General features: G+C 66.2%; 9 protein-coding genes. 6 read left to right on the top strand and 3 right to left on the bottom strand.

Annotated elements, in window-relative coordinates; all coding sequences use genetic code 11:
• Positions 1–27 precede the first annotated feature (27 nt).
• From FOC84_RS21405 to FOC84_RS21380, 6 genes are all read left to right on the top strand, one after another.
• Positions 28–1,359, top strand: coding sequence for a purine-cytosine permease family protein (locus FOC84_RS21405; RefSeq protein ID WP_173146201.1), 1,332 nt, complete (start codon positions 28–30; stop codon positions 1,357–1,359).
• A gap of 93 nt (positions 1,360–1,452) precedes the next feature.
• Entirely contained in the window at positions 1,453–2,097 is a 645-nt protein-coding gene (locus FOC84_RS21400) for an HD domain-containing protein (RefSeq protein WP_173146200.1), read from the top strand.
• A 148-nt stretch (positions 2,098–2,245) separates the two neighbouring features.
• Positions 2,246–3,124: a glyoxalase III HchA gene (hchA, locus tag FOC84_RS21395; RefSeq protein WP_173146199.1), complete on the top strand. Its 879-nt coding sequence runs from the start codon at positions 2,246–2,248 to the stop codon at positions 3,122–3,124.
• A 155-nt stretch (positions 3,125–3,279) separates the two neighbouring features.
• A complete protein-coding gene (locus FOC84_RS21390; RefSeq protein ID WP_173146198.1) occupies positions 3,280–3,783 on the top strand; it encodes a sigma-70 family RNA polymerase sigma factor in 504 nt (167 codons plus the stop codon).
• A 25-nt stretch (positions 3,784–3,808) separates the two neighbouring features.
• Positions 3,809–4,813: a FecR domain-containing protein gene (locus FOC84_RS21385; RefSeq protein ID WP_173146197.1), complete on the top strand. Its 1,005-nt coding sequence runs from the start codon at positions 3,809–3,811 to the stop codon at positions 4,811–4,813.
• A 150-nt stretch (positions 4,814–4,963) separates the two neighbouring features.
• Positions 4,964–7,330, top strand: a complete 2,367-nt coding sequence (locus tag FOC84_RS21380) for a TonB-dependent siderophore receptor (RefSeq protein ID WP_254241730.1) — start codon at positions 4,964–4,966, stop codon at positions 7,328–7,330.
• Between the two features lie 6 nt (positions 7,331–7,336).
• On the opposite strand, the gene FOC84_RS21375 is transcribed toward FOC84_RS21380, so the two are convergent.
• Genes FOC84_RS21375 through FOC84_RS21365 form a run of 3 tightly spaced genes read right to left on the bottom strand, consistent with a single transcriptional unit; the run spans position 7,337 to position 12,294 of the window.
• The gene (locus FOC84_RS21375; RefSeq protein ID WP_254241729.1) at positions 7,337–8,155 is read right to left on the bottom strand and encodes an efflux RND transporter periplasmic adaptor subunit; all 819 of its coding nucleotides are present in this window, start codon (positions 8,153–8,155) and stop codon (positions 7,337–7,339) included.
• Position 8,156: 1 nt separating this feature from the next.
• A complete protein-coding gene (locus FOC84_RS21370) occupies positions 8,157–10,139 on the bottom strand; it encodes a preprotein translocase subunit SecA (RefSeq protein ID WP_173146195.1) in 1,983 nt (660 codons plus the stop codon).
• 1 nt (position 10,140) lies between these two features.
• Positions 10,141–12,294: an efflux RND transporter periplasmic adaptor subunit gene (locus FOC84_RS21365; RefSeq protein WP_173146194.1), complete on the bottom strand. Its 2,154-nt coding sequence runs from the start codon at positions 12,292–12,294 to the stop codon at positions 10,141–10,143.
• Positions 12,295–12,298: the final 4 nt, after the last annotated feature.

The following is a 12,298-nucleotide window of genomic DNA, read 5'->3' as shown; positions in this document are numbered from 1 at the left end:
CAATCCGATCCCGCCAGGAGATCCGCCATGGCCAATCTGACCCCACGCAAACCGTCCGATGAGACGGACAACTCGCTGCATGCCGTCGCCGACAGCGACCGCATGCCCCGCTATGCGCTCACCATGGCCTGGTGGGCCGTGTGCAGCGCCGTCTTCTACATCGTCGTCGGCGCCACGCTGGCGCTGAAGTACGGCGCCCGCAACGCCATCATCGGCATGGTGCTGTCCGTGATCAGCTACGGGCTGATCAACGGCGTCATCAGCCGCTACGCCATCCGTACCGGCCTGTCGGTGGCGCTGTTCTCGCGCCGGCTGTTCGGCACCTCGGGCGCGGCGCTGGCCACGCTGATCTTCTTCGCCACCGCCATCTACTACGCGGTGTTCGAAGGCGCGGTGATGTCGGTCGCGGCGCATCATCTCTATCCGGCCGTGCCGTACTGGCTGGTGGCGCTGGTGGTGGTCATCTACAGCGTGCTGCTGATCTTCGGCAGCGTGCAGCGCTGGCTGGACAAATTCAACGGCGTGCTGCTGCCGTTCTATCTGCTGGGCCTGTTGCTGGCCGTGGTGATGGCGACGCAGGAATACGGCTACAGCGACGCCTGGCTGTCGTTCGGCCCGCCCGAGGGCCCCGTCCCGGGAGGCTGGTGGGACGCCTTCGTCTACTACATGGGCGTGTGGGTCCTGATGATGTTCACCTTCGACTACGCCCGCTTCGGCAAACGCGAGGACCAGGCGTATCACAGCCGCTACAACTTCGGCATGCCGTTCTACCTGGTCACCTTCCTGCTCAATGGCGTGGCCGGCATCTACCTGGTCAGCACCATCCCCAGCGACGCCGCGCTGTCGGAAGTGTCGGTGGTGCTTGCGCTCCTCAAGCTGATGGGGCTGGGTGGACTGCTGTTCGTCTGGATCACGCAGACCCGCATCAACACGGCCAACTATTACCTGGCCACCATCAACATGCAGGCGTTCTTCGCGCGCTGGCCGGGCATGCGCTGGCCCAAGGCGATGTGGGCGGTCATCGTGGGCGCGGTGACGTATGCGCTGATGCTGCTGGACGTGTTCTCGTACCTGCTGCAAGCCCTGGCCTATCAGGGTATCTTCGTGGTGTCGTGGGTGGCGGTGGCGCTGGTGCACATCCTGGGCGATCAGGAGTCCGCACCGCGCCACGGTGACGGCACGGCATTCAACCGCGCCGGCCTGGCCGGCTGGTTCGCAGGCGCGATCTGCGGCCTCGCGCTGATGCACATGGCAGGTTTCGCTGCGACGCTGGCCGCGCCGGCCAGCTTCGTGGTGTCGGCGCTGGTGTACCGGATCTGCTCCACGGCGGCGGAACGGATGCAGGCGCAAGGCGGCTGATGCCGCGCCCGGGCCGCGCCGCGCGCCGGCGCGTCCCGAAAGCGCCCTGTGTACACTTTCCCCCAGTCCCGAACCTGGTGGAAGGAAGTGAACATGCGTGTGGATTTGGCGGCATTGCGGCCGCAGCTCATACAGATCGCCCAACGCGCCGATACCGGCGACGGCGCGCATGACCTGAGCCATCTGGAACGCGTGTGGAAGGCCGCCAACCGCATGCTGGCGCACCATCCCGAAGCCGACGCCATGACCGTCATGGCCGCCAGTTACCTGCACGACCTGGTCAACCTGCCCAAGAACCATCCCGACCGGGCGCGCGCTTCGACCATGGCCGCCGGCCAGGCCGTGCGCGAACTCCAGGCCATCGGCTATCCGCCAACCCGGCTCGAAAGCGTGCATCACGCGATCGAGGCCCACAGCTACTCCGCCAACATCGGCCCCCGGACCATCGAGGCCCGCATCGTGCAGGATGCCGACCGCCTGGACGCGCTCGGCCCGGTGGGACTGGCCCGCATGTTCCATGTCGGCGGGCTGTTGGGGCGCGCGCTGGCGCACCCCACCGACCCCATGGGTGCGCACCGGCAACTGGACGACGGCGTCTATACGCTGGATCACATCGAATTGAAGCTCGCACGCATCGCGGGAACCATGCAGACGGAAGGCGGCCGCGTGCTTGCGGCCGCCCGGCTGGACTGGATCCGGCGCTTCCGTGACGAGTTTGTGACGGACTGGTCCGCATGACGGCAGGCGGCGGCGCCAGGACTTTTTGGAAACAAGAAGCAAGCGCCGCCAGGGAACGCCGTAGGGCCCGGGGGATTTCCGCCATGGCGCAGATGTGCCCGCTCTGACTATCTTGGATAGCCCAGCCTACCGAGTCAGGAGATCTTCCATGGCACAGCAAACGGACAGCAAGCAGCCCACGCCGGACCCCGCCGAGCGCAACGCTTTTTTTCCTTCGCCCTACTCGCTATCGCAGTTCACTTCGCCCAAGTCGGATCTGTCGGACGCCGATTATCCAGACGCCTATCGCGGTGGCCGCTGGAAGATCCTGATGATCGCGGCCGACGAGCGCTACCTGCTCACGGGCAACGACACGTTCTTCTCGACGGGCAATCATCCGGTCGAGACCCTGCTGCCCATGTACCACCTCGACCAGGCGGGCTTCCAGATCGACATCGCGACGCTGTCGGGCAATCCGGTCAAGTTCGAATGGTGGGCATTCCCCTCTGAAGACACCAAGGTTGCAGCGCTGTACCAGAAGTATGAACAGCAGTTCCGGCAGCCGCAGGTGCTTGCCGACGTCGTCAAGGCGCTGGATCGCGATTCCGACTACCTGGCCGTGTTCATTCCTGGCGGCCATGGCGCGCTGATAGGACTGCCGTCCAGCGCGGACGTCAATGATGCGCTGCAATGGGCGATGCAAAACGACAAGCATGTCATCACGCTGTGCCACGGCCCCGCGGCGCTGCTGGCGACCGGCCTGGACGGCGCGAGTCCGTTCCATGGTTACCGCATCTGCGCCTTCCCCGATGGCATGGACAAACAGACGCCGGACATCGGCTACATGCCCGGCCCCTTGCGCTGGTTCTTTGGAGAAAAGTTGGCGGGACTGGGCATCACCGTCACGAACACCAAGGTCGACGGGAGCACCCTTCAGGACCGCAAGCTGCTCACGGGCGACAGTCCCTTCGCGGGCAATAATCTTGGAAAGCTCGCGGCGCGGGCCTTGCTGGATGAGGCGGCGGCCATCGAGCGCCCCCGGAAGTAGCCCCTCGCGCCAAGGATCTGCAGGGTTGGCGGGCGTCCCGGATCACGGCATGCCCGCCCGCGCGGCATGCGTTCGGAATTTCTATATGCAATAATAATTCTCATAATCAATTGCAACAATAAAATCCAGGTCCGATGCGCGGAAGGGGATTCGCCATGGCGGCCAACAAATACGCATTACCGCAGCAATGCATAGAAGGCCTGTACGTCGAACACGGGGGGTGGCTGAGAGGCTGGCTGCGGCGCAAGCTGGGTGATGCCGGCACGGCGGCCGATCTTGCGCACGACACATTCGTGCGCGTGCTCTCAAAGGACGCGCTGCCCGAAATGCGCGAGCCGCGCGCGTTCCTGACGACGATCGCTCATGGACTGGTCCTGAACCTGCGCAGGCGCCAGCGCATCGAGCAGGCCTATCTGGAGGCACTCGCGCTCCTGCCCGAACCCCAGATGCCGTCGCCCGAAACCCAGGCCATCCTGTTCGAAACCCTGCTCGAAATCGATCGCCTGCTTGACGCCTTGCCCCGGCTGGTGCGGCAAGCATTTCTGCTATCGCAGATCGACGGCAAACGCCAAGGCGAGATCGCGGCGGAACTGGGCATTTCGATTCCCACCGTCAAGCGCCACATCGCCCGCGCGTTGGCCCATTGCTGTTTCACTTGAATCCGGACTCGAGGCCCTCAGGCTCATGAGCCCGTCGCCCCCCTTCGCTCCCGACATCCGCCTCCAGGCCGCGCACTGGCTGGTCGAACTGCAATCCGACCGCGTGGCCGCAGACACTCTCCTGCGCTGGCGGGAATGGCGCGAGGCGAACCCCGAACACGAGCGCGCCTGGCAACACATCGAGAGCTTCCAGGCCCGGCTGCGCGGCGTGCCTGCGCCTGTGGCTCGCGCGGCGCTCACGGCGCCTGGTTCACCAGCACGGCGCAAGCTCGTCAAGGCGCTGGCGCTGGCCTTGTTTGCCGGCGGCGCGGCGTCGATGCTGGACGAGCAGCGCACCTGGCGGCGTTGGATCTCCGATAGCCGCACCGCGGCCGGAGTACGCCTGAGCCGCAGCCTGCCCGACGGCACGCAAGTGGTGCTCAATGCCGGCACCGCCATTGATATCCAGTTCACGTCGACGGAGCGCGCGCTGCGTCTCATCAACGGCGAGCTGCTGGTCGCAACCGCGCCGGACCCGGCATTGGGCGAGCCTCGCCCCTTCCTCGTGCGCACCGGCCAGGGCAGCATCCGCGCCCTGGGCACGCGCTTTTCCGTGCGCGATCTGGACGGACGCAGCAGCGCGGAAAGCCTGGTCGCCGTGTTCGACGGCGCTGTGGAACTCACACCCGCCAGCGGCACGCCGGCTCTCCTGCAGGCCGGCGAACAGGGCACGCTGAGGCGCAATACGGCCGTCGCAACGGGTTCGGCCAACGAGGACATGCTGGCCTGGACGCAAGGCATCATCGTCGCCCAGGATATGCCGCTGCCGGCATTCCTGGCCGAACTCGGGCGCTATCGCCCTGGACGCCTGGCCTGGGACGAAGAGCTTGCCCATATCAAGGTGACGGGCACCTACCCCACCGCCAACACCGACCGCGTCCTGGAGTTACTCGCCGACACCCTGCCCATCTCCGTGAGCTACCTCACGCGCTATTGGGTGACCGTGCAACCTCGTCCGGCCCGGCCGACCGGAAAATTCCGCAGCGGTTGATCCCTTTTCGCTTTTCGCGGGGCAAGAAGAGTAGGACCACACATTGCCTTCACTCTTGCATCCGGGGAACTGCACATGGGTTTGAACCGCCCGACACCAACGCCTTTCATCGCAACCGGCAGACGCTTGCGCCTGCATGTCCTAACCAGCATGGCTACTCGCGGCCTGCTGGGTTGCGCCGCCATCGCTGCGCTTGCCCTGAGCGCCCCGACCGCGCAAGCGCAAATTTCGGATGAACAACGGTACTACGACATTCCCGCCGGTCCACTGACCGCCGCGCTCAACCGCTACGGCCGCGAATCCGGCCTGATGCTGTCCTTCTCGACCGAACAGACCAGCGGCCTCCTGAGCAAGGGCATCCAGGGCCGCTACACGGCGCACAACGGCTTGCAGGCATTGTTGGCCGATACCGGCCTCGAGGCTACCGCAAGGCCTAGCGGCGGCTATGTACTGAGGCCTAGCGGCGCCCACGAGCTCTCTCCCGTCGAGGTGGTCGGCGCGCACGAGACGGCCACCGGCCCCTTCTACGGCTATGCCGCCACGCGCAGCGCCACCGGCACCAAGACCGACACGCCCCTGATGGAAACACCGCAGTCCATCACCATTGTCGGCGCCGAGGAAATCGAAATGCTCAAGCCGCAGAACCTGCAGGACGCGCTGGGCTATGTCGCCGGGGTCAACCGCTCGGAAGGACAGGACCGCACCTCGGACACCTTGATCGTCCGCGGCTTTCAGCTCGATGGCAACGGCAACCAATACCGCGACGGCACCAAGTACACGGTCAATATCTTCAACGGCCAGCAGGAACCCTATGGCCTGGAACGCATCGAAGTTCTAAAAGGCGCATCCTCGGTGCTCTATGGCGCCGCTGCGCCCGGCGGCATCATCAACACCATCAGCAAACGGCCTCCGGCCGCGGCCCTGCGCGAACTAAACGTCGAAACCGGCAGCTTCGACCGCAAGCAGGTATCAGGCGATTTCGGCGGACCGTTGGACGAAGAAGGCGTCTGGTCATACCGGCTTACCTTTCTCGGCCGCGATGCGGACACATTTATCGACCACATTCCGGACCGACGCGCCTACGTGGCGCCCGCATTGACCTGGCGGCCCAGCGCAGCCACGTCCTTGACCTTGCTCGCCGATTATCAGAAGGACAGGACAGGCTATGTCTACGGCCTGCCCGAGAGCGGCACCATCCTGCCCAACCCCAACGGCAAGATTCCCCGCGAACGCTTTACCGGCGAACCCGGCTATGACAAGTTCGACCTGGAACGCTATTCGGCCGGGTATCTGTTCGAACATGCCTTCAACGACCAGGTGAAGCTGCGCAACAGCCTGCGCTACATGCATGCCAGCAACGAATACCGCTCGGTCTGGATCAGCGGCCTGCAGGATGACGGCCGCACGACCGCCTATCGCGGCGCGGCGCCGCGCTGGGATCGTTCAACGGGCGTCGTCTCCGACACATCGCTGCAGTACCAGTCCCGCACAGGTCCGGTGGAACATACCTTCCTCGTCGGTGTCGACTATTCCGTCGCCCACCACGAATCCGAACGCTACCAGCGCGAACTCGGCAACATCGACATCTACGATCCTGTGTATGGCAGCCCGATAGGCAGCATCGAAACGCAAAACCCCTACTCCTGGAAAAGCGATACCAAGCGGCTGGGCCTGTACGTCCAGGATCAGATGAAGATTGCGGATCGCTGGGTCGTGCTGCTCGGCGGACGCCAGGACTGGGTACGGTTCGACTCCAGCAATTTCTTCACCGGAGAAAAAACCGCCGACAACGAGAAGAGCAAGGCCTTTACGGGCCGCGCCGGACTGGTCTACCTCGCCCCGAACGGCCTCGCGCCCTTCCTCAGCTACAGCGAGTCCTTCGAGCCGACCGAAGGCAACGACCGCAGCGGCGGCCGCTTCAAGCCCACCACCGGCCAGCAATACGAAGCCGGCCTGCGCTATCAGCCGCCGGGCTCCAGCACCATGGTGTCGGCGGCCGTCTACCAGATCACCCGCAAGAACGTGCTGGTCGCCGATCCCTCCGATCCAACGATGACGCACTCGATACAGGCAGGCGAGGTACGCTCGCGCGGCTTCGAACTGGAAGTCCGTTCGGCCCTGACCCGCAACGTCAACCTCATCGCCGCCTACGCCTATACCGACGCCCGGACCACGCAAGCCAGCCCCTTGCAGCCCGAGCAGGAAGGGCTCCGCGCGCCTGGCGTGCCGTACAACCAGCTCTCGCTCTGGGCCGACTACAGTTTCGGCAGTCTCGGGCTGCCCGGCCTGAAGGCAGGCGCCGGCATGCGTTATGTCGGCAGCACCCGCAGCCAAACCAACGCCGAGGTGCCCGCCTTCACACTGTTCGACGCCATGATCAGCTACACCACCGGCCCATGGCGCTTGGCGCTCAATGGCACCAATCTTGCGGATAAGACCTATATCGGGAATTGCACCTACGGGTGCTTCTACGGCGAGCCCAGGCGAGTGATCGGGACGGTGAGCTATCGGTGGTAGGCGAACTCAGAACTTCACCGAACAGCGGATGCCTGACGGAATCACATTCCCCTCGTTGGGCACGCGCAGCAGCACGGTGAAGGTGCCGCTGGCGGCGTCCATCACCCGGTCGATCCGCCAGACCTTCGCTTCCAGCGGCTTGTCGGTGATCGCCTGGTTGACGCTGACCTGCGCCTGCGCGTCGGCCTTGATCTGGCCATACAGGCCTTCCGGCATCACTACCCTCACCAGCAAGGGATTGATCTGCGCCAGCTTGACGATCTTGTTGTCATTGACGCGGTCCCCCGGACCGGCGTAGCGCTCGGCGACGACACCATCGAAGGGGCTCTTGATGCTGCGTTCCGCCAGGATTGCCTGCTGCAGCGCCACCTGCAGATGCGCCTGGCGACTGCGCGAGGTCATTTCGTCGTAATCGCCTGCGGGCAGCAACTGGCGCTTGAACAGGTCGGTGTTGCGGTCGACGACGCGGCTCAGGTAGGCCGCTTCGGCGCGGCGCAGTCCCAGCGTGGCCTCGTCGACGCTGGTGTTCAGCTCGGCCACCACCTGGCCTTTCTTGACCACGTCGCCGCGTTGCACCAGCACGCTGCTCAGCACGCCCGCCGAGGCGCTGCCCAACTCGGACACCTGGAAGGGTTCGATCAGGCAGGCCATGGGGGCATGCGGATTGCCGGCCTGCGCCGACAAGGCGGGCTCGGCCAACACCGGCAAACGGGCATCGGGCGGCAAGCCCTGCGCGCCCGATGCGGTGGCGGCGGCGAGCATGCAGGTCAACACGAGCGGGCGGAAACAGCGATGGCGGGTCGTCATGGGATCGGGTCTTTGCATGTCAGTCGCCCTGCCCCGAAAAGGACAGGGAATTCTCCAGTTCTTCATCCGCGGCCACCATCTGGCGGCGCTCGCGGGCCAGTTTTCGTTCGGTGCGGGCCTGCGCGAATCGCAGCCAGCGTGCGGCCAGCCAGTTGCTGTCCTGCCGGCTTCGTGCGCGCAGCAGCCGAGAGGGAGCGGCCCAGACACCGTTTGCGACGCTGTCCAGCACGGAGTCTTCCAGCGACAGGATGGCTTCGACATGGCCGGGATCGCCCTGGCGGCCACTACGCCCTTCCAGCTGACGGTCGATGCGGGCGGATTCGTGCCGCTCGGTCAGGATGACGTGCAGGCCGCCGGCTTCGCGCGCGGCCTCGGACAAGGGGATGTCCGTACCCCGGCCAGCCATGTTGGTGGCGATCATGATGCTGCCCAGTTCGCCGGCGCGCGCGATCATGTCGGCCTCGTCGGCATCCTGCTTGGCGTTGAGCACCACGGCGGGCAGGCCGGCCTGGGTCAGCACCTGCGCCACCTGCTCGGAAGCGGCGACCGAGCGCGTGCCGATCAGGATGGGCACGCCTTGCTGGTGCAGGGTGCGCGCGCGGTCGCGCACGGCGGCCCACTTCTGGTCCAGCGTGGGGTACACGGCATCCGGCGCATGGCGCCGCCGCGACTTGCGGTGCGTGGGGATGCGGACCACCGGCAGGTCGTAGACGCGGCCCAGCTCGGCGCGGATTTCGGCGGCGGTTCCCGTCATGCCGGACAGCAGCAGATAGTGCTTGAAGAAGCGCTGATAGCTGATGCTCTTGAGGGTGGCGCGCGGTTCGCTCAGTTCCAGCCCCTCTTTGTGTTCCAGCATCTGGTGCAGGCCCTGGCCCCAGGACCGGTCCGGCATCACGCGTCCGGTGAACTCGTCGACGACCATGATCTTGCCGTCGCGGATGATGTACTGCTCGTCCAGCCGGTACATGTGCAGCACGGTCAAGGCGCTGAGAACCAGCTCTTCGCGCCGGAACGGAATGCTCCACGGAGCCGGCAGCGCGGCGCACAGTCCGCGCAGATGCTCCCGTCCCAGTTCGGTCAGAGTCACTCGGCGTTCGCCGCGGTGCAGGCGGTAGTGCTCCGGCGCCATGCCGCCGGCCAGCTCCATGGCCTGGCGCGTCACCTCGGCGGTGTCGTCCTCCTGCACGCCGGAAATGATGAGCGGCGTGCGCGCCTCGTCGACCAGCACGCTGTCCGCCTCGTCGACGATGGCGTAGCACAGGCCGCGCAAGTACAGCTGAGCCAGCCTGCCTTGTTCGCCGCGCAGCCGCTCCAGGCGCAGGGCGTCTTCGTCCTTGTCGCTGTCCAGCACGATCAGGTCGCGCAGATAGTCGAATACCAGCGTCTTGTTCGAGCAGTAGACCACGTCCGCCTGATAGGCCTTGCGCCGCGCGGGTATGTCCATTTCCATGCTGACCCAGGCCACCGACAGGCCCAGCGCCTCATAGATCGGCCCCATGATCTGCGCGTCGCGCTCGACCAGGTAGTCATTGGTGGTGATGACGTGCACCGGCAGGCCGGCCATGGCAACCGTGGCGGCCGGCAGGGTAGCCGTCAGCGTCTTGCCCTCGCCGGTGTTCATCTCCGCCACCATGCCCTGCAGCATGGCCCAGCCGCCCAGCAGCTGCACGTCGAAATGCGCCTTGCCCAGCGCCAGCCGGCCCGCCTGCCGGATCAGCGCGAAGGCGCGCGCCGCGCTTTCCTGGTTGATGCCGTTGGCGCGCAGGTCGAACGCGATCTCGTCCGCCCGCTGGCGCACGCCTGCCAGATCGATGTCGCCCAGCGCCTGGGTCTCGCGCCGCACCCGCGCCAGGATGCGGCGGGTGCGCCACAGGGGCTGGCGGCGCTTGCGGCTCAACCAGCGCAGGGCGGCCGTACCCCAGGCCTCCAGCTTGTTGGCGTGGCGCTCGCTTTCCTTTTCAGGATAGAGCGGGTCGGGATCCAGGGCGTCGAAGGCGCGCATATCAGAGGCGGAACTGGCGCAGCACCATCTGCCGCACCGCGTCGTAGGCTTGCAACGCCAGCGGCCGGGGCTCGTGCGAGAACTTCACGTAGACCCTGGCGCCCAGGTAGGCGCGCGGCGCGTCCTCGGGCAGCGCCAAGTCCATCACGAACAGGTTCTCGGCGGACTTGGCGCGCCCTTCCTGGGACTTGCGCGGGTCTACCCCTATGCTGCCCCCGCCCTGCAGGCTGAGCGCCAGGCTGGGCAGTTCATCGGTGGCGGCCGGCACCTCGCGCGCGATCGTGGCCGGAAATTCCTCGCCGCTGTCCTGCACCAGCCGCACGCGCACGTTCCTGAGCGATCGATGGATGCGCTCCAGGCTGGATTGCGGCACCACCACGCGCACGGCTTCGGCGTCGGTCAGCACATAGCCCAGCAATTCGCCGCGCTGCACGTAGCGGCCCGTCATGTCCTCGGGCTGTGCCGGCACATAGCGCCCCGCGTGCGGGCTGCGCACCTGCTGCGCCTGGACCTGTTCCTGGATCGCCCGTCTCTCGGTCTGCAGGCTGGTCCATTGGTGGCGCATGATGGCCGCCTGCACCTGGTTCTGCGCGTAGGCCTGCACATAACGCGCCTGGTACTCGTCGACCTGGGCGGCCAGCATGGCGTCGCGGCGGATCAGCTCGTCGTTTTCCAGCGTCAGCAGGGGCGCTCCCTGCCCCACCGGCGCATCGTCGGCCGCTTGCCGCGCGCGCACGAAGCCGGCCACCGGCGCCCTGACCTGGGCGGAAGGCGGCACCCAGACCACGCCCTCCGTGTCGGTGGACGAGGGCAGCGGCACCGCGCCCACCAGGCCTGCCGCGCCCAGCACGCACAGCCCGCAGATCAGGTAGGAGCGCAAGCGGTGCGCCTGGATCTGCGGGTCGGCATAGAACTGCCGGCCCAGGCGCCACAGCGGCATGACGATGGTGTTGAACAGCGCCCACATGGCCAGCAGCACGCCGAAGAAGAAAAACTGCCCGGCCATGATGAAGATGGCGAGGAACATGATGAACATGCGATAGCAGAAAGACAGCACCGCATAGCCCGCGAACCAGGCGCGTTCTCCCGGCGTGGCGCGCGGCGCTTCCACCCCGCGCAGGCCCAGCGCATAGCGCTTGAACAGATAGCCCAGATAGCCGTTGGCCCGCTGGCCCAGATTGGGAATCTCGATGGCGTCGGACAGCACGTAGTAGCCGTCATAGCGCAGCAGCGGATTGCCGTTCATGAACAGCGTGGAAACGCCGCACAGGACGATGACGGTATAGGCCAGCGAACGTCCCAGCCCGGGGTCCAGCTGGGTCCAGACTATCATCGCCACGGCCGCCAGGAACAACTCGACCAGGATGCCGGCGCCGCCCGCCAGCATGCGCCAGCGCTTGTCGGCGAAGGCCGACGCCGCCGAGGCGTCCACGTAGGGGATGGGCACCAGCAGCAGGAACATCAGGCCTATCTCGTGCACCTCGCCCCCGCGCGCCTTCACCGCGCAGGCGTGGCCGAGTTCATGGATGGCCTTCACCACCGGATAAACCAGCGCCATCGCCAGCACGTTGCCCGTGGAGAACACTTGGTCCCAGATGTTGTGCGTCAGGGTCTGCCAATGCATGGCGCCCAGCGCCGCGCCCGCGCCGACCACGCCCAGCCAGAGCAAGGCGCCCAGCCAGGTGAACAGCCAGCGGTAATACGGCAGCGCCCGCGTCAGCCAGCGGTCCGGATCCAGCAGCGGCATCTTCAGCGCGCTGGGGTTGCCGATGTACTGCTTGATCTTCTGCATGCGCTGGCGCTTGCGTCGCTCGACCAGGTCGCGCACGTCCGGCGCGCGGTCGGTGGTCAGCACATCGGCCCGGTGCAGCTGGGCCATCAGGCGGATGACCTCGTCCTGCGGCATGGCGTCGCCGTCCAACTGGCCGCAGGCGATCTCCCAGATCTCCTGCACCGTGCGGCGGCCGTCCATCAGGCTGATCATCAGATTGGCCTCGGGCGTATAGCGATGGAATTCGCCATTGCTCTGGTCCTGCATCACATACCAGACCTGCTCGCGGTACACGTGGCGGTGGATGTGGATGTGCGAGCGCAGCCGCGGGCGCAGCGCGCTGACCCGGTGCCAGGAATTGCTATAGAGCGCGGTACCAGACATCTTC

Source organism: Achromobacter pestifer, assembly GCF_013267355.1.
In the GTDB taxonomy this organism is placed as follows: Bacteria; Pseudomonadota; Gammaproteobacteria; order Burkholderiales; family Burkholderiaceae_B; genus Achromobacter; species Achromobacter pestifer_A.
Note: the sequence above shows the minus strand (reverse complement) of the source record. Positions and strands in the feature narration are given on the sequence as shown.